Below are 19,933 nucleotides of genomic sequence, written 5' to 3'. Positions count from 1 at the left end.
TAAACAATATCAGAAGGGGAGGTCATCTGCCTCGTTCGATTCTGTAAATGTATTGGGTTGTTGTATTGATGTTGACGGAGGCTGTTGATTCGCAGCCTGAGGTGCCATCGGTTGCTGTGCGGTCTGTTGCGTTCCCGCTGTTCCTTCTGCCGGACGAGAACCTGTATTATAAAACTCAATACGATCGGCATAAATTTCCGTAATATAACGTTTGGCACCCGTTGCGTCATCATAACTACGTGTACGGATTTTACCTTCTACATAGACGCTGGAACCTTTTTTCACCCATTTTTCCACAAAAGGAACCAGGTCGCGGCGTGTAACAATGTTATGCCACTCGGTCCGTTCCGGAACTACTGTTCCATTTGCCAAGGTATACCCTCTTTCTGATGTTGCCAGAGGGAAATTAGCCACAGCAGCATTGTTGTCAAAATAGCGAATATCCGGATCTTTCCCTACATTACCTATTAAAATGACTTTATTCAACGACATAATCTATTGTTTTTAGTTAAGTATACAAAGAAAAACAAATTCAATCACTCTGCCAAGTTTATCCCCGATTTCTCCAAATAAATATGGATGAGCCGTGGTACGGCATATTTTTCAATTTCCTCAGAAGGTATTTCAAGGTATGTTTGCAGAGCTTCACTCATTTGTTCTATCTCTATCCGGTAAAAAACAGCGTATATAATCTGATGGGATAAGACATGTTTCTCTTTGGGCCGTTCTATAGAAACAACCAACCGCCCCGCAGTAGCAAACAGCTTCTGAAATTCCTCCGTTTGTTGTAAATCGGAAAAATCCATTCTATGCGCAGTCTCTATAAGTGGGAATTCATACAAACCGGTCCATATATCCTTGCCTTTCCGGCGATACAACCAGGTTCGATCTTTATATAGTATATGAAAATAATGGAAATAGCGATTCCTTGTTTTTGTCTTATGCTGTTTCACCGGATAAGACTGCACCTCTGCATTCTGGAAAGCCATACATTGAGTCATAAGCGGACAAATGGAACAATCCGGATTTTGGGGTATACATTGTAACGCGCCAAACTCCATAACAGCTTGATTATGGGACCTTGCTTCAGATGGGTTCATTAACAAACCGGCCAAATGGGTAAACTGTTTTTTCCCTTTCGTCGTATCAATAGGTATATCCAGGGCAAAAAGACGGGACAAAACCCGGAACACATTGCCGTCGACTACCGGATACGGTTGATTCCAGGCAAAAGAGAGAATAGCTGCCACTGTATACTCCCCTACTCCTTTCAAGGATAATACATCTGTATATGTACAGGGGAAAACACCATTGAATCGATTCATTATCTCTTTTGCCGCTGCATGCAGGTTACGCGCCCGACTATAATACCCCAATCCCTGCCAATATTTCAACACTTCATCCTCACTGGCTTGTGCCAGATCAGAGACCTGAGGAAAACGTGTCACAAAACGCAGAAAATAATCCATGCCTTGTGTCACACGGGTTTGTTGTAATATAATTTCAGAAATCCAGATAATATAAGGGTCCTCTGTTTCTCGCCAAGGCAATTCCCTCTTATGTATATGATACCAATCGACAAGTATCCGGCTAATTGCTAAATTATCCTCTCCCAGGGACATAACGTCCAAATCCACCTCCATAAAGTTCCTAACTGTTTGATTAATGCAAACATACGGAGATATATTCAAACGCAAAGAATCTTTTTTCTTAAAAAATGCATGACAAACTTTTTTCCCTTAAAGAAAAAGCTATATATTTGCATTCCAAAAAATTAAAGATATAATTCAATTAATATTTTATAAACATGACTAAAGCAGACATTGTTAGTGAAATCGCGAAGAGCACCGGAATTGACAAATCGACGGTATTGGCGAGCATAGAATCCTTCATGGATATAGTGAAAGACTCTTTAGCACAAGGAGAAAATGTATACCTAAGAGGTTTCGGTAGTTTCATCGTGAAGAAAAGAGCACAAAAAACAGCTCGTAACATATCTAAAAATACAACGATCATCATTCCGGAACACAATATTCCATCATTCAAGCCTGCTAAGACTTTCATCAACGATGTAAAATAAATAAGAACCAAGTTTAATTAAATAAAATAATAAAGCGATGCCAAGCGGAAAAAAAAGAAAGAGACATAAGATGTCCACGCACAAACGCAAGAAGAGACTAAAGAAGAATAGACATAAGAAGAAATAAGTCTATTTTTTCGGAATAAACTCTAAAGAACAAACTTAACAAGCTTACCGTTTAAGTTTGTTCTTTGCGTATTATAAACTATAGTAGTTAAAGTAGTTTAACTATCAAATATATTCAGCAGCATACGGATACAAAAGCATCTTATACACTGCCCAATTAAAGTGATTGAACACTGCTCTTACTACTAAAAAATCCAAATTATAAGTGATTAGTGAATTAGTAGTTGATGTACAGCCCAAAGAGGTATCCATTGCCGTATTGGAAGACAAAAACCTTGTGGAACTTCAAAAAGAAGCCCGCAATGTTTCTTTTGCCGTCGGTGATATATTTCTCGGTAAAGTAAAAAAACTGATGCCCGGGCTTAACGCTGCTTTCATTGATGTAGGTTATAAAAAGGATGCATTTCTTCACTACCAGGATTTAGGTCCTAATTTCAATACCCAACAAAAATTCATCAAACAAGCTTTAAGTGATACGAAGAAGTTTCCTTCTCTTGCCAAAACACAAATTTTGCCGGAGATCGAAAAGAACGGAAGTATCAGTGATATACTTAAAGTGGGACAGGAAGTGTTGGTACAAATTGCAAAAGAACCTATTTCAACCAAAGGACCCAGGTTAACTTCCGAATTATCTTTTGCCGGAAGATACATTGTACTGATACCTTTTGCCGATAAGGTATCCGTATCAACCAAAATCAAATCAAGCGAAGAACGGGCCCGGTTACGTCAATTGATCCAAAGTATAAAGCCAAAGAATGTCAGCGTCATCGTACGCACCTCTTCGGAAGGGAAACGAGTAGCCGAACTCGATCATGAGCTCAAAACATTAGTCAAACGCTGGGAAGAAAATATCGTAAAGATACCCAAGGCTAAAATCCCATCCGTTGTTTACGAAGAGACTGCACGTACAGTAGCCTTATTACGTGATATCTTCAACCCTTCTTTTCAGCATATTCACGTAAACGATCCGGATGTCTACCGGGATGTACGTGATTATGTCAGTCTGATCGCCCCAGGCCGGGAGGATATCGTCCAATTATACAAAGGAGAGCTTCCTATTTTCGACAATTTTGCGATTACCAAACAAATCAAATCGCTGTTTGGACGTACGGTTACTTACAAAAGTGGTGCTTACCTGATTATTGAACATACCGAGGCCATGCATGTGATAGATGTCAACAGTGGCAATCGTTCCAAAGGAAGTGATGCACAAGAAAAGACAGCCATCGATGTAAATACGTCTGCAGCTGATGAAATAGCCCGCCAATTACGCCTGCGTGATTTAGGAGGCATCATTGTTGTCGACTTCATTGACATGGCAGAAGCAGCCAACCGGCAAAAATTAGTGGAGCATATGTCAAAAGCGATGGCTAACGACCGTGCCAAACATAATATTTTGCCTTTAAGCAAATTTGGTCTGATGCAAATCACCCGTCAGCGGGTACGTCCGGCCATGGACGTAGACACGACAGAATCCTGTCCTACCTGTTTTGGAAGCGGCACTTCCAAACCATCTATTCTATTTACCGATAACCTGGAAGGTAAAATAGATTGTTTAGTAAATAAACATCATGTGAAGAAATTCACCTTACACTTGCATCCATATGTTGCAGCGTATGTGAATAAGGGATTCGTCCCTTTAAGTTTGAAGTGGAAATTTAGATATTCCCACAGTATGAAAGTGATCCCTGATCAAAGTCTCGCCTTTCTGGAATACAGGTTTTATGATCCTGAAAAGAATGAGTTAGATATGAAAGAGGAAAAAGAAATTAAATAAAAAAAGCCCCGGGAAAGAAATTCTTTCCCGGGGCTTTTTATTGGTTTGAATCTATAGATTCGACCTTACTTCATTTGCGTTTTGGCTTTTGCCATCTCTAAAGCATTGGTGGTAATCGCATATTTCGTCAACATATTAGGCACCTCCCATTCCGGTAAGCCCTTCTGCAAATAGTGCAAAAAGTTTTCTGTCACCTGCCCAAAATGCGCTTCATGCCCCACTCGATAACTTTGAGGTATAATTACATGCCAGTTCCCTTCACTGGTCTTTTCCAAAGAGACCCCCGGATACTTATCGCTTACTGCCTCAAAAGAGAGTAAAAGCTCATTTTCCAACGCTTTCACATCGACACCGGCAACTGCTTCCACATAGAGTTCGGGCCTATACCCCTGCTCTTCTCCCTGGCGAATCACCAAATTGGTCTTACTCCCTTTCATCACCGAATAATGCGTATCTCCTCCACCTTCAGGGAAGGTGTAATTCCAGATAACAGATACTTTGGCACATACCCCTTTTATCTTATAAACGATATCTCCATTTGCATATACCTGTAAAACATCATCCTTTATATCTTTTTTCAAATAATCCGGATAGGCATTCAAACCTGTTACCTCTTTAAATTGTGCAAGATCAACAGGAGTAGTCCAGTGATTGGCATCCAGTAATTCTATATCCTTCTGATAATCGATGATCTGCTCCGGGAAAGCCTCCCATTGTATCAAATCAACCAGATGAGTAGTCACATCCACCACTCCTTCTCCCTGTTGTTCCACATCAAAGAACCATGCCGGACGAATCAACGGATTCCCGGATACTGTTTTAAAGAAATGATGCACACTTTCTTTTACAATAGCAGGATCTTCCGGCGTCCCTTGTGTCTGTTCGCCATAGATAGCCGGGATCAAAGAAAGTTCCCGTTGCAGAATCGTAGAGATCTCATACCGTTCGGTCATGATATCATATAACAAAACACCTTTTTCGGCAGCCACCTCAAAACACTGCTGCAGGATTTCAAAGTTCGCCTTATTTATAGCCATCGGTTTATCTGCCAACACATGTATGCCGGCCGCAAGCGTTTTCTGAATATAGGTTGTCTTTTTTCCATTATTACCGGCTGTCACCATTACATTGCCTTTTTTTTCTGCAAGCATCTTCTCCAGAAAATCCGGTCCTGTATAAACAATCTCCTGCCAGGAGGTAGGAGAATCCTCCCGTTTGTTATAGGCCTCTACTTTCTTTAGATGTTCTTTCAGATCATCTCCTTCGGGGGCATACACATATACATCTTTAGCGACTTGCGGATAGGAACTTTTCTGCACCAATGCGGCGTGGAAATGCCCGGGATCAAGCGTTATCAGCCTCACCTCTCCCGCTTTTCCTGTAAAGGGCTCTTCTTTCGTCTTTTTCTCTGCACAGGAAGCCAATAGTCCAACAACTACCATAGTAATAATGAGATTTCCTTTCATTTCAATTCTTTCGTTATCTATTTATATTAAACTCCACTAAACGAGCTAAAACCTCCATCTACTGGAATAATCGTTCCGGTTATAAAGCTGGCATGATCCGAGCACAAAAAATGAACCAAACCATTTAACTCTGAAATGTCACCGAAACGTTTCATGGGGGTGCGGGCTAAAACCTTACGGCTGCGCTCCGTGTAAGAGCCATCCGGGTTTATTAATACAGCACGGTTCTGATCGCCAATAAAGAACCCCGGAGCCAGGGCATTCACCCGTATTTTTTCATTAAACTTCAATGCCATCTCCATAGCCAGCCATTGCGTAAAAATACTCACTCCACTTTTAGCCACCGAATAACCCGGCACACGGGTAATCGCCGAATAAGTAGCCATGGAAGAAATATTAATGATACTACCACTTCCTTTTTCTGCCATAGCCTTTCCAAAGACCAGACAAGGATAAACTGTACCATTCATATTCAGATCGGTCACCCGATTGAAATCCTCTACTTTCATATCAAAAACAGTCTGTTCTTCCGTCAGGGTTGCTCCGGGAAGATTCCCTCCAGCCGCATTCACCAGGATATCCACAGTTCCCCACCGGTTCTGAAGCGTTTCACATGCCGCCTCCAGGCTTTGCATATCCAATACATTGCATTGGATACCGATCACCTCCCCTAGAGGCTCCAATTCCTTCACCCGCTTGTCTAATTGCTCCTGGCGAATATCCATAACAGCGACTTTCACACCATTCTCTACCAAGCTCTTCGCTATACTACCTCCCAATACGCCACCGCCTCCTGTAATAACGGCGACTTTACCTGTTAAATCTATATTCATTTGTTTTTTTCTTTAGAACGTATTATTCTCCTTTATATTTTTCAAAAAGGCCGGAAATATTGGCCTGTTCACTATCGCCCCCGTGTATTAACACCCGATAGCGAAGAGAAACGATTTCCCCTTTCTTCAATACTGTCATCTTATCATCTGCCGGCCAATACATCGGGGTAGGAGAAATAAAACCATAATCACGCGTAAACCAGGGTGACGGATACCATTTATTGGATGAATGCTGCAGAATGGCAAGTCCTTCTATTCCCGTTTTCCGTTCCCCATAACAGTCGATCCAGGGAGACGGCACGCCAAAAGTTCCTTTTTCGGTTTGTTTGTCTTCCGAGTTGATCATTACACCGCCTTGTTTGGTGGAAAGATCCGGATCAATACGGGCACTAAACAAAGAGTGATTGCTTTTCAAGATCGTTACATCCGTCAACATCTCCATCTCTATATCAAAATCCATTTGATACAATTCTTTGGACGGAGCAGTAATTGTTATCCTGCGCCGATCCTTTATCGGTGCTTCGGCATCCGGACGTTTCCATATACATTCATCTTCAATCACCACACGTTCACCTTTGGCCTCCAAAATACGGGCTCCTATAGAAAGGATCCGTCCCCTGTTCAGACCTTCCTGCCAATAATTGCCTCCATTCACCCGGTCGCAAGCAAAAAACAAAGAGCTATGGTGCGGATACTCCCCATTACGCATAGAAGTAACACTGCCACCCGACAAAGGCCCGTTAACAGGATAAAAGAAGGGATACTTTTCATCCGGTTGAAAACGATAACTGGTAAAAAACTGATTGCCTATGGTCACATCGATCCGGTTACCTACCTGCGTAGCAGAAACCATCTGTCCCTGCGCATACAGTAAAGGTACTGCCAAAAAGGATAAAAGAAAGATCACTGTTTTTTTCATACGTCATTATTTTATTTCTACTTCGGGAGGATAAGCAAAGCTATTCCAAAGCCGGTCTGCCCGTTCAGGTGTCATTTCCCCATCATAGGTCAACACACGATAACGAAGGGCATACGTTTTATCCGGTTTCAATTCCCAATCCTTATTTTTTGTCGGAGAGAAATTCATAAAAGCATCTCCTCGCCCGCCGTTGGCATTTTCATCCCAGATACGTAAAGGTTCGGGACTATTATAATTATCAGGATGTGCCAGAAACATAATGCCAGCACGATCCGTCCCACATTGTCCGGTAGTATATATCCAGCGGGCAATCGATCCATCTATCTGTTGACGGCTTTTTCCTTCGGAAGTCATCATTTCACAGTTTTCTTTTGTCCACTCTTCAGTTCCTCTCCAGCTAAAGCCTGCATACCGATAAGCCTTTATGACAACAGGCAACGCTGTTGATGGAGACAAAAACGAATCAAAGTCCCACATAAAAGCTTCCGGGGTATTCCAAGCTCTAACAACCATTTCTTCACCCATAATCACCTTCTCGCCGGAAGCAGAAAAAATAACATGATCCAGTCCGGCCGAATATCCGGAAAACACATTTCCTTCAACAGTAGCATGAATGCCCGTAGCCCGAACCGTCCCTTGTTTATCCCCCAGGTTCCAAAGATCATAAACCTTCTTATCATACTCTACTCGCGTCCAGGGGTTCCATATACCATAATGATGATAATGATCCCGGGGTTGTATATTCGTCAACACATGCCCTGCCGGGGAATATGCAGGATGAATAAAACCACTTCTGCCAAAGACCTTATCTACCCCTTTCGGAGGTGAAGTGAATGTATAATTATATTGCAGAATACCCTTTCCTTCCCTCTTCAGGATCAAAGCGCTCTGTGTATCCTCCACTTCCATAAATTCTTTTTGCCGCGCCTTCTTCTTTACCACCTCCGCTATAAAAGTACGGCTACTTCCCGCAGGCATATCTCCGGAAAGAATAAAATAAAGCACAACAGAACCATCCGTTTTTTTCTGTAATTGACAGGGTAAAAATTGTTTCTTTTTCCCTATCACCTCATACAATCGCAGCGAAGAAGAAACCTCTTTTAGCCTGCCAGACAAATCAGCAGCAACAACACAGTCCGTACGATCATAACGACCGGCGCGCACAACAAGGGTCACTTTCTCTCCGGCAACGACATCCCATGTAAACAAACTGAGAAAAAAGAATACAAAAACAATATGTCTCATTCGAATAAATTATTAAAAATTATAAGGAGGTCTGTGTGGACGGGCAATCATCGCATTTGCTTCATCATCATTTTTAAACCGTTCCAATACGGGATCCCAATACAATTTACGATTTAACTTCATCGCTATATGCTGTAACAAACAAGCCGAACAAGAACGATGAGCCACCTCAGCCGGCGTTATATTCTGTTTGCGTGTACGTATGCTCTCCAACCAGTTTCCATGATGGTCTGAACTCCGGTACAAATGTACCTCACCCTCCCCTATCACTGACTTCAGTATCTTAGGATCGGAAGCCTGCAAAGCCTGCGATGTAGCATTGGATGCCGGATCATTGGCCGAAGCGCTATAAGCTCCTCTACTGACGAATATCCAACCTTCCGTTCCGGTGAATAAAACGCCATTGGGCTTCTCCTTGCTATCGGTAGTACCTGTAACAATCACTCCGTTATCATACAACATCTCCGTTTCATAATACCCATGCACATTCCATAAACCGGAAGTCGGAAATTCGGCTTTCCCCGAGATCTCTACCGGTCCGGAATATTCCTTATCCATCGCCCAATGCGCAATATCAAAATGATGGGCTCCCCAACCGGTAATCATCCCGGCACCAAACTGTTCACAACGCAACCAGCCTGGACGTCCGTATCCCTTCTGCGGATGTACCCTGTCCACAGTATAAGGGACATAAGGTGTTTGTCCCAACCAGGCATCATAATTAAATCCTTGAGGTATAGGCATCTCTTGTGGGTTTCCTCCCGACGGGTCTCCCGGCAGACGGATTTCAATCCGCTGCAGTTGCCCGATGCGACCGTTTCTAACCAGTTCGCAGGCCACACGAAATTGCTCCATTGAACGCTGTTGACTTCCGATCTGCAAGATACGCCCGCTCGCATTCACGGCGTCGCTCATCTTGCGCCCCTCTTCAATGGTCAGGGAGGTAGGTTTTTGCAAATAGACATCTTTTCCTGCACGAACGGCATCGATAGCCATCTTAGCATGCCAGTGGTCAGGCGTACTGATTAATACCCCGTCAATCTCTTTATTGGCCAATAAATCCTGGTAATTTTCATACGTAGTTACTCCGGTATACGGTTTACCCATTTTTTTAGAGTAATAGCCTTCAACCAATGTTTTTGATTCGGCAAGCCGATTACGATCCAGATCGGATGTGGCAACAATCCGCACATCATCATATTTCCATACACCCGGCATGTCATGATCGCGAGATATGCGCCCGGTTCCTATTGCTCCTATAAGAATGCGGTTAGAAGGTGCATGCGGTCCAAAGACGGAAGCCGGTACAATTGTTGGAGCAACAATTAACCCCAAACCTGTTGATAATGATCTTTTAATAAAATCTCTTCGTGTTGTAGTCATATTTGTAGCGATTATAAGTACTTTCAAATGATCTCATTCTTTCTTACAAAATTAATCGTAGACATCTCCCTTTAAACATATTTTTTTTGCAAAAAACTATATTATTTTTGCATCCGGCCAAAGCTATTAGTGTTTTACAACAGTTTCTTTAAATCAGTATTGAATGTGGATTCAACACTACCTGTCACCTCAACAAACTATTCAAACGAAAGACTGACATAACTCCCTCTGATTACCGAAAACAATTTTAAAAAGAAAACTAAAAAAAGAAGATGGACATAGATCCATCTTCTTTTAATTAATTTGATTTATTGAGGTCCTAAAACAGTTCCTTCTTTCGGTACGATCAGAGGCGTTATATTCTTTTCAGCTCCCGGATAACCGATATTCTGATTAATTACCCCTTTCATGTTTGTATTGATTGCATTTGCCGGAACCGGCCACAAAACATGATGCACACTGATTTTATATTCGGCATAAGCAGTAACAATTCCTTTGTTATAGAAATTATTGTTTTTAACCACCCAGTCATAATAGAAGTTGATACCTTCTTGCTTTACGTTCGATCCTGTACCACCCGGACCAGAGAAATTGTCTAATTTATACGTACGACCGCCAAATACTTCACAAGCTTTACCCGTTTTAGCAAATGTATAAGCCATACGTGTAATCTCTACGTGACGGTTTTCTTCGTAATACAACTCACGGGCACGTTCATCCAGGATAGCACCGATTGTAATATCTGCAGCCGTCAGAGGATCTGCTCCGGCACGCGTACGAACCACATTGATTGCCGTAGCTGCTTCTGTCGTTTGGCCTTTCCAATAGTAACATTCTGCCAGCATCAAATACACTTCTGCCGAACGATAAATATACCAGGGAGTCTCTCCTCCTTTTTTCTCTGCATTTAATGGATCCGGCACAAACAATTTGTAATGAGGCCAGGAGAACCAGGCACGAACAGAGTCCGAAACAGACATATTCGCTGGTTTCACCAAATTCTTTCCATACCACTCGTTGCCGGATTTCTTCAAGCTTGGCTCGTTATAATACAAGTCTTCCATACGTCTCCAGCTATCTTTATTATAACATCCACGCAGGTCATTCTTTTCTTTCTCTGTCCAGATCTGATATTGGAAATAGTTGGTCGGACGTAAACGACCAATACCGCGACCATATAACACATTATTATCCAATTTTGTATCCGTTTCATCGGCTGCCAAATAAATGGCTGTTCCTTTTTTACTGTCCGGAGTAGTGATATACCCTGCAGCCCAATAAGGAACCCCATTACGCATAAGCTCTATACGGGCAGATCCCTCCGCTTCCGGATAAGCAACTACATACATCAGTCCTTCGGTGTTTGCCATATCCATTTTAGCTTCCACACTATGCAAATCATGCATCAGATTCGTGTTGGGCTTGCTTTTATTGGCTGTAAAACGAGCAGTCATCAAAGGATGCTTGGCGACAATTTCTTTACCCAGTTCAATGGCACGGTCAAAATCTCCCAAAGCCATACAAATCTTTGCTAACAACACCCCACAAGCGGCTTTGGTAGTTCTTCCTCTATCCACTTTTTCTGGTACCCATTTATAGGCAAATTCCATATCCTCTTTCATCTTTTCCAGGATCGACCAACGGTCGTATGAATAGAAATCATACTTAGGGCTGTTGATTTCCCAATCCAGATAAGGAACGTCCCCAAACTGATGGGTCAATTTGTAGTAACGATAGGCTCTGTGGAAATAGGCACTGCCTAATACCTGATTGCGCTCATCTTCACTCTTATAGGTAGCATCGTCAATACGGGCAATAACCACATTGGCATATTTAATCCCTTTGTAACCTTCATACCAGTACCAGCCGACTTTGTTATAGTTACCGTCATTCAATTTAGCATCCGGCAATAAACTAACGTCTATATTCATCGCAGGTCCAGCCTTATCGGTAGTTCCTTCAACTGCCACATCCGACAAAATCATTTCCGTAATCAACGGAGCAGCGTCCCCAAAATACTCGTGCCGCATATTTCGCTCACAAGTGGTAAGGGCCGAATAAAAACCCGCGGCATCTACATAAGAATTCTCCGGAGTATAGAAAGACAGCGGTTTAGGATCGAGCCAGCTTTCGCTACAACTGTTCAAGAAAGGCACCAACATCATAGAAGTCAGTACGACACAGTTTTTTACTATATTGTATTTCATATTTACTCAGATTTTAATTTATTATAAGGTAAAGTTCACACTCAGGTTATATGTTCTGGGGGTAATATCGCCACCTTCTACATCGCCAAATTCCCAATTCGGAGCAAAGACAGCCGCATTACGCACACTGAGAGACAAACGCATGTTTTGAACAGATACTTTTTTCAGCAAACTCTTAGGAATATTATAAGACAGAGTCACATTCTCCAAACGAACAAACGACTTTTTGATATAGTTATCTCCAATGTTCTTAGAGCCGATACGTGCATAATCATTTGTCGGGTTTTCCGGTGTCCAACGAGGTTGGTCATACCATGTTTTACGGTCTGCCAATGACAATGCGTTAGCCGCTCTGTTATAGGTACCATACTGACCGAGGTAAGAATACATCATAAAAGATAAACTAAAGTTTTTATAAAATGTAAACTCATTTCTCCAAGACCAACGGAAACGCGGTGTGGTATATCCCTGGAATACTTTATCGTCATCCGTCATGACACCGTCTTCATTCTGATCTATATACTTGAAATCACCCGGTTGAAGTCCATATTTCTTTGCTTCTGCTTCTTCGCCCAACTGCCATACACCATTACGTTCGTATCCCCAGATACGATCCGGATCTTGTCCGATGAACCATTTGTTCTTCACGTCATCCGCTTCTTTTTGTCCGATCACATTGCCTTTTTCATCCAATACATCGACCATATCTCCGTAGAGTTTCTTGATCTTACGACGGTTGAAAGAAAAAGTACCGGAAGAAGACCAGCCGAAATTCGGATTATTGATAATGTCGGCATTCAATGTCAACTCAAAACCTTTGTTTTCCAATTTACCTAAGTTAGCCATTACATCATTGAAACCGATAATCTCAGGCAAGGATCTGTTCACCAACAAATCATTGGTTTCAGACACATAAGCTTCCATTGATCCGGAAAGGAAATTAAACAAAGTGAAATCCAAACCAAAGTTATAAGCGGCAGTACTTTCCCACTTCAACCCTTTATTAGACATTGTGTTTACATACAACTGAGAAGTAATATACACATTTCCGTTCTGATCGATATAAGGATGTGAACCAGAGACCATATCCGACAAAGCTGCATATTGTCCAATATCGCGGTTACCATTCTTTCCCCAAGAAAAACGCAACTTACCATAATTCAACCAATCAGCCGTCTTTGCCATAAAGTTTTCAGAGCTAAACACCCACCCCAAAGCAACAGAAGGGAAAGTGGCTCTCGGATTTTCCTGTCCGAAGGCAGAATAACCATCCCGGCGCACAGAAGCGGTAAGCATATATTTATCCTGGAAAGAATAGAACAAACGAGCCATCATAGCATCTCCTGTACTGTACTTATCTTCACTACTAACCGTTGGCACCGTACCTGCCTGCAAACGATGATATCCCAACACGTCACTTGGAGAATATCCCTGATTGTTCGCAACAGTCTGCCAACTTTGTTTCTTTTCTGCATTCTGCAATAAAGTAACCTCTACTTTATGATCTCTGTTGAATGTTTTTTTCCAACGGATAATATTATCAATCTGCCAGCTGAATTCTTTCAAGGCTTTTCGCTGCGATTGTCCACCCTTGGCCTTCCATTCTGTATGCAGAGAGGATTCATGGAAATAATATTCATGGAATCGATAATACGGAGCAAAATTCATTTGGTATTCAATCCCAAACGGCAAGAACAATTGACCGTATATATTCGCATTGAAATAATGGTTCAAGTTCTTTTTATCTCTAAACAAAGGATCATAAAAGGGATTCTTTCCATTATTATCCCCTGTTGGATACATACGGTAAGGACTATCCGGATTATTTATTTCATTGGCTGCAAAAGGTGATAAATTCTCTCTTTGACCCACATCGGCAATCATACGTTGATCATCGGTAGGCATATACAGATTATCCCGTGTGTTGAATGAGGCATTTACCCCTACGGTCAGGAAGTTAGTCACCTTGGATTCCATATTCAAACGCGTACGGAAGTTCGTATACTTTTCATCAGCACGTACCCCTTCACGATCTGTATATCCAAGCGACCAATAATAAGAAAAATTATCCGTACGATTAGAAATAGAAGCCGTATAGTCTTGTTGGAAACCTGTCTGGAAAACAATATCATCCCAATTCGTGATCCGGTTAGCCAGATAATTATCGATTTCCGGAGTTTTCAATTCCAGACGAGTCAACCACGCCGTTATCATATCTTTTTCCGAAGGCAAAGAGCTTACCGGATTCTTTTGTGTATAGTTATACCAAGCAAGAGGGTCAACACCTAAGTCTCCCAGCTTCCGGGGATCTGTAAATTTACCCGGATATTTAGCTAGATCCGCTGCCGTTGTCTTTCCTACTTCATAATCATAACGGAACTGTAAAAAGCCATCCGCATCCAATGTTTTCGGCAAATTAGCCGTCTCCACCAATCCGATATTGGTATTGAACGTAATGACCGGTTTACCTGTCCGCCCCTTTTTCGTTGTGATAGCCACTACTCCACTGGCTGCTTTCGCTCCATATACAGCAGCCGAACTGGCATCTTTCAAAATGTCAATATTTTGTATGTCATTCGGGTTAATATCCTGCAAGTCGCCGGGATAAATCACACCATCCAATACTATAAGCGGACTGGATCCTGCTTTCAACGTGTTCTTACCACGAATCTGCAAATCACCTGTTCCGGCTGCATTGGTAGACATACTCACATTCAAACCGGCACTATTCGCACGCAAAATATCTTGTACGGAACGAGGCGCTTCATTTTCCAGCTTTTCCGCCCGTACGGTTGAAATGGCCCCAGTCAAATCTTTCTTTCTGGCCGTACCATAACCAATAACAACAACTTCTTCCAACGCCTGAGAGTCTTCCTGCAACACGACATTTAATACATTGGCGTTTACTGTAACATCCTGTGGCAAGTACCCAATATAAGAAAAGGTCAATGTGCCACTCTGACTGGCTAAGCGGATGGAATACTTACCGTCAATATCGGTAATAGCCCCATTGGAGGTTCCCTTTTGCATAATATTTACGCCGAGAAGAGGCTCACCTGTGACATCTGTGACTGTTCCGGTTACCGTATACCCCCCCTGGGAACTTGCATTTTGTGCCTGAACATCAAAAAACAATCCCAGCAAGAATACCGCTATGAGCATCCTACAGGTAAAAGATTGTAAGAGAAATTTAATTTTCATACTGATTTTAATTTAGTATTAAACATTAAGATTGATTTATTAGCCTACGTGTGGTTATGCATGTGCATAGAATCAAAGCCAGGCTCTAACTTCGATCGTTTTCAATATGTGCACGCACACATAAAACAAGAATAAAAAAAATTGAACTCGATTTTCATTTACTATTATTTATAAATTACACAAACAGATAGCGTTATTATTCCTATAAAAAAACAAGAAGAAGATGGAACTCTTTTTGTTTAAGTAAAATATATTCTTTTAAAGAAAATTTTACACAAAGCAAAAGTAAGCGACTTCGTTCTCTCATGATTACATTATATTAGCAGATTCAGTACACATATTTGCACAAAGGCATTCTATCGTTAAATAGATATAAAAAGAGACGCATATCCTAAGGCTTCGCTTATATCTTTGTCTTTATCACAATCACTCCATTGGAGCCTTTCACACCATAGCCAAATCCATCTTTAATCACTTCAATGCTTTCAATGGCTCCCGCCTCTACACTATGATTCGCTTCATGAATTGTCGTTTCTGTTCCATCCAGGATCACAAGCGATTCATTCGACATATTCAAAGACTTCTTCCCACGCATCGTAGCCGAGATTTGCCCCGTATCTTCATCTGTTTGAATGATTACACCCGGTAACATCTCTTTGATAACATCTACCAAAGTGATTGCCGAACTGCGTTTTATCATGCGGCTATTGACAAATGAAACGGATCTGTTTTCATGGACATGCATAGCATATAATAAAGAAGCGGGTATACTCTGCCCTTTCTCTTGTTCTACTGTCAATAAATCATCTGATAAAACCAACTTTACTCTTTCATTTTCACCCAATAGAAACCGGGCATACAAATCCTTGTTTATCTGCACAAGAATACTGTCATCAGACCGCAGTTTACGTAATCTGAACTCCCCGTTTTTATTCGTCTTTGTAGAGATACGTGTATCCAATACGGAGACCTTGACTCCTTTTGCAGGTTTTCCTTCCCGGGTGACAATAAGCCCGGACACATTTCTGTCTTGTCCATAAATGGGATACAAAAACAGGAGAGAGACTAGGATTAACAACAGTTTTTTCATGATTTTCCTTTTTATACCGGCCAAACACATACACAGAAATTAACAAACACATGCCGGATTATTAAAATAATTTCACAAATATAAATTAGATGCACGCACACAATAGGCACTATATCAACCGATACTGATACGATATTTGCATAAAGAAAAAGGAGATGGTAAATGTGCTAATTTTGTTTGTGCACAAAAAAGAATGTATATGGGTATAAAGTTAATGCATGAACATATAAATATCCATTCCGGTAGCCCAATAATAGCCAGGGAATTTGATTATGAGCATTTTACTTACCCAATGCACTTCCACAGTGAATTTGAAATCATTTATGTAAAAGAAGGCTCAGGCACACAATACGTGGCAGATAGCGTAGAAAAGTTTCACCCCCACACGCTTATTATGACCGGACCGGATACCCGCCATTATATGGATAGCGATCCGAGTTATAAAACCGGAAACGAAGTCTTACGGGTAAAAGGCATTATTATTCAATTCGAAAAAAACTTTATCTCTTATGCGATCCAACATTATGAAGATATGTCGCATATCAAAAAACTATTCGAAGAATCCAAACAAGGAATAAAGTTCTCCCTCTTGCCTGATAACCCCATTATCAGGCAAATAGAAAGCCTTCCCGAAACAACAGGCATCGCAAGAATCACAAGCCTTATCACTTTATTAGATCTGATGGGAAAATGGGAAGCAAAAAGATTACTCGGCAGCCTGCAATTCTCCGAGTCATACACCGCGTTTACCGACTACCGTATGAAAAAAGTCATTTCCTATGTCTCTGCAAATTACAAAAAAGAGATCAGCCTGGAAGAAATAGCCTCCCTCATCGCCATGAATAAGTCGGCTTTCTGCCGTTATTTTAAAGAAAAAACCGGAAATACCTTTATGGATTATCTCTTAAATTTACGCATTGGAAACGCTCGCCAACTATTATTGACCGGCTCCATGGATGTAAACCAAATCAGCCTGGAATGTGGTTTTAACAGCATCACCCATTTCAACCGCATATTTAAACGCTTTACCGGAATAGAAGATAAAAAGCGAAGAAAAGCAAAAGAGGGTAACAGGTTAATAATCAAGATAAATGTCCGTTTCTGTCTTTGAGTGCCGGGTAGCTAAAATGCCTATTTCGGCATAAAAAAGCAAACATTCCGTCTCTATAACGTTACCCATTTTTGACGGAGCAAAACACGGCAATCCAATGACCTATAGTGTCCGACTATAACACTGTCTGTCTGTGGTTTACATTGTTCGAATAACTCACATAAGAAGTAATTTTATCAACTTAAAAATGTGAGTGTTATGAGTAATGAATTGAAAGTGTCTTTTTATCTCAAACGAGAAAGCAGACTTGAAAAAAGGAGTGACGGAGAAAGTGTAACTTATCCGATAATCGGTAAAATCATTATCGGAAACAGTATCGCCCAGTTTAGTTCCAAACTAAGCGTTTCCGAACGGCTTTGGAATGTCAAATCAGGGCGGGCAATCGGCAAAAGCCGTATTGCCGTTGAACTCAATAGGGAGATTAATAAAATTAATCTCCTGATACATTCCCACTACAAAGAAATTCTACACCGAACGGGAACGGTTACTGCTACGGAAGTCAAAATTACTTTTCAGGGAATAGCCACCGCACAGAAAACCCTGCTCGTCCATTTCAAGGATATGGCAGAGGAATTTCGCCAACGGATAGGCATTGACCGTTCGGCAAACACCTATCCGAAATATAATGTCGCCTACAAAAACCTTAAACGCTTCCTGAATGAAAAGTACCATATTCAGGACATTCCGCTGAATCAGTTAGACCTGCCATTCATTGAAGCCTACGACTTCTATTTGCGGGTGGAACGCAAACTGAAAGCGGAGTCTATTGTTTCTATTGTCGCTTTGCTACTAAAAGCAGTAAGAATAGCCCTGCACCGAAATATTATAACCTATCCTCCATTTTTAGGCTATAAGTTGGGAAAACCAGAATTTCAACAACGCTCTTTATCCGCCGAAGAATTTGAACGGCTTATATCAACCCCTTTAAAATCTACGAGCCAAAGTTTTATCCGTGATTTATTTGTTTTTGCAGCGTTCACAGGTTTGTCATTCATAGATTTGAAGCAACTTACATGGAAAGATATAGTAACCGAAGAAGACGGTAGCCGGTGGATTTCCATGTCAAGACAGAAAACGGATATTCCTTTCAACGTCAAATTACTGGATATACCTACCCGTATTATGGAGAAATATCGGGGAATAAGCGGAACGGGAAAAGATGATACGGTTTTTAATGTTTTATCACATAGACGAATTTCGGATGCATTGAAAGTTATTGCAAAGCATTGTAATATAACGACCAACGTCAGCTTTCACGTTGCCCGACATTGCTTTGCCAGTCAATTATGCCTGTCACAGGGAGTTCCGATTGAAAGTGTCAGTCGAATGATGGGACACCGCAATATTCAGACTACCCAACGTTACGCCCGTGTCAATAACGAGAAAATCGGTAACGATATGAAACGGCTATCCCAACGCCTTGCAGGGAAATTCAATCTTCCAGTCAATAACCAGTAATAATATTCAGTTATAATAATCATGGAACATAACAGAAGTACATTCAGCATATTATTTTATCTCAATACCAGCAAGAAAAAGAAGTCAGGTAAATGTCCGATAATGGGGCGCATCAGCGTGGACGGGGAAAGTAAAGCATTTAGCACGGGAATGGATATCCTACCCGATGAATGGAACGCACAGGACGGTTTGGCTATCGGCAAATCCAATGCTTCTATAAACAAGCAGATAGAAAGCTATAAATCCGAACTGAACGCCCATTACAAGGCAATGGTCGAAAGCAAAGGTTACATTACTGCCGAATCCCTGAAAAATGCATTGCGTGGTATCGGAACAAATCGGAATACCTTAATGCAGGAGTTTGCGGAACTGGTGGAGGAAAAACGGAAAAGCGTTGGAGTTAAGATAAAAGAATCGACTTATCCAGTATATCCCAATGCTTACAGGCATTTGAAAGATTTTCTTTCCAAGAAATATAATGTAACCGATATACCTTTCGGGCAAGTAGATATTGCTTTTATTGAAGCCTATTCCTTTTACTTGAAAATAGACCTGCAAATGGCCCCAAGAACGGTTAAATGTAATATGATTCCGCTCCGTACCTGCATAACAAAGGCAAAGCACAAGGGCTTGATACGGCAAGACCCGTTTTTTGATTTCGTTCCCGAAAAGATAATACCTAAACGTCCGTGGCTCACGAATGACGAAATAGAACGCTTAATGCAGGTGCAAACGAAACATGCTACATGGAATTTCACCCGTGATATGTTTATTTTCTGTGTATTTACGGGTATCACTGCCATTGATTTGAGGAATCTGAAACATTCCAATATCCAACGGCAGGAAGACGGTAGTTTGTGGGTTGTTCTGAACCGACAAAAGACGGGAACGGCTTCTTATATCCCATTACTGGATATTCCGATTCAGATTCTTGACAGGTGGAAATTCCATCGAAAGTGACCCCCTTCGGCCAATTTAAAGTGACCCCCTAAAGTTGCGTTTCAAAACGAGGTCATTTTTGTAGTTGTTTTTGAGGT

General features: G+C 41.4%; 15 protein-coding genes. 5 read left to right on the top strand and 10 right to left on the bottom strand.

Annotated elements, in window-relative coordinates; genetic code table 11:
• Positions 1–9: 9 nt before the first annotated feature.
• Positions 10–492, bottom strand: coding sequence for a single-stranded DNA-binding protein (locus D0T51_RS09825; RefSeq protein WP_163728690.1), 483 nt, complete (start codon positions 490–492; stop codon positions 10–12).
• Positions 493–536: 44 nt separating this feature from the next.
• Complete coding sequence (mutY, locus tag D0T51_RS09820; protein WP_239056779.1) at positions 537–1,643, bottom strand: A/G-specific adenine glycosylase; 1,107 nt, start codon at positions 1,641–1,643, stop codon at positions 537–539.
• Between the two features lie 164 nt (positions 1,644–1,807).
• Here mutY and D0T51_RS09815 point away from each other — a divergent pair, with 164 nt between their 5' ends.
• Both D0T51_RS09815 and D0T51_RS09810 read left to right on the top strand, forming a co-directional pair.
• Positions 1,808–2,080: an HU family DNA-binding protein gene (locus D0T51_RS09815; RefSeq protein ID WP_163728687.1), complete on the top strand. Its 273-nt coding sequence runs from the start codon at positions 1,808–1,810 to the stop codon at positions 2,078–2,080.
• A 331-nt stretch (positions 2,081–2,411) separates the two neighbouring features.
• Positions 2,412–3,983 (top strand): Rne/Rng family ribonuclease, encoded by a 1,572-nt coding sequence (locus D0T51_RS09810; RefSeq protein ID WP_163728684.1) that lies wholly within the window; start codon positions 2,412–2,414, stop codon positions 3,981–3,983.
• 65 nt (positions 3,984–4,048) lie between these two features.
• Here D0T51_RS09810 and D0T51_RS09805 read toward each other — a convergent pair whose 3' ends face one another.
• From D0T51_RS09805 to D0T51_RS09765, 8 genes are all read right to left on the bottom strand, one after another.
• Positions 4,049–5,449, bottom strand: a complete 1,401-nt coding sequence (locus tag D0T51_RS09805; RefSeq protein WP_163728682.1) for a putative oxidoreductase C-terminal domain-containing protein — start codon at positions 5,447–5,449, stop codon at positions 4,049–4,051.
• Positions 5,450–5,475: 26 nt separating this feature from the next.
• Positions 5,476–6,282: an SDR family oxidoreductase gene (locus D0T51_RS09800; RefSeq protein ID WP_163728679.1), complete on the bottom strand. Its 807-nt coding sequence runs from the start codon at positions 6,280–6,282 to the stop codon at positions 5,476–5,478.
• A 22-nt stretch (positions 6,283–6,304) separates the two neighbouring features.
• Positions 6,305–7,201, bottom strand: a complete 897-nt coding sequence (locus D0T51_RS09795; protein ID WP_163728676.1) for a PmoA family protein — start codon at positions 7,199–7,201, stop codon at positions 6,305–6,307.
• A 6-nt stretch (positions 7,202–7,207) separates the two neighbouring features.
• Positions 7,208–8,446 (bottom strand): PmoA family protein, encoded by a 1,239-nt coding sequence (locus tag D0T51_RS09790; protein WP_163728674.1) that lies wholly within the window; start codon positions 8,444–8,446, stop codon positions 7,208–7,210.
• 12 nt (positions 8,447–8,458) lie between these two features.
• Positions 8,459–9,829 (bottom strand): Gfo/Idh/MocA family protein, encoded by a 1,371-nt coding sequence (locus tag D0T51_RS09785; protein WP_163728671.1) that lies wholly within the window; start codon positions 9,827–9,829, stop codon positions 8,459–8,461.
• Between the two features lie 308 nt (positions 9,830–10,137).
• Positions 10,138–12,036, bottom strand: a complete 1,899-nt coding sequence (locus D0T51_RS09775) for a RagB/SusD family nutrient uptake outer membrane protein (RefSeq protein ID WP_163728668.1) — start codon at positions 12,034–12,036, stop codon at positions 10,138–10,140.
• Positions 12,037–12,057: 21 nt separating this feature from the next.
• Positions 12,058–15,237: a SusC/RagA family TonB-linked outer membrane protein gene (locus D0T51_RS09770; RefSeq protein ID WP_239056777.1), complete on the bottom strand. Its 3,180-nt coding sequence runs from the start codon at positions 15,235–15,237 to the stop codon at positions 12,058–12,060.
• Positions 15,238–15,640: 403 nt separating this feature from the next.
• Positions 15,641–16,327 (bottom strand): TonB-dependent receptor plug domain-containing protein, encoded by a 687-nt coding sequence (locus D0T51_RS09765; protein WP_163728665.1) that lies wholly within the window; start codon positions 16,325–16,327, stop codon positions 15,641–15,643.
• A 199-nt stretch (positions 16,328–16,526) separates the two neighbouring features.
• Between D0T51_RS09765 and D0T51_RS09760 the strand changes: the two genes are divergently transcribed.
• From D0T51_RS09760 to D0T51_RS09750, 3 genes are all read left to right on the top strand, one after another.
• The gene (locus tag D0T51_RS09760) at positions 16,527–17,438 is read left to right on the top strand and encodes an AraC family transcriptional regulator (RefSeq protein WP_163728662.1); all 912 of its coding nucleotides are present in this window, start codon (positions 16,527–16,529) and stop codon (positions 17,436–17,438) included.
• A gap of 198 nt (positions 17,439–17,636) precedes the next feature.
• The gene (locus tag D0T51_RS09755; RefSeq protein ID WP_163728658.1) at positions 17,637–18,896 is read left to right on the top strand and encodes a site-specific integrase; all 1,260 of its coding nucleotides are present in this window, start codon (positions 17,637–17,639) and stop codon (positions 18,894–18,896) included.
• 21 nt (positions 18,897–18,917) lie between these two features.
• Positions 18,918–19,856: a site-specific integrase gene (locus D0T51_RS09750; RefSeq protein WP_163728654.1), complete on the top strand. Its 939-nt coding sequence runs from the start codon at positions 18,918–18,920 to the stop codon at positions 19,854–19,856.
• The last annotated feature ends 77 nt before the right edge of the window (positions 19,857–19,933 follow it).

The organism is Parabacteroides sp. 52 (genome assembly GCF_010500925.1).
Classification (GTDB): domain Bacteria; phylum Bacteroidota; class Bacteroidia; order Bacteroidales; family Tannerellaceae; genus QVMG01.
This window is presented reverse-complemented; position numbering and strand designations above follow the sequence as displayed.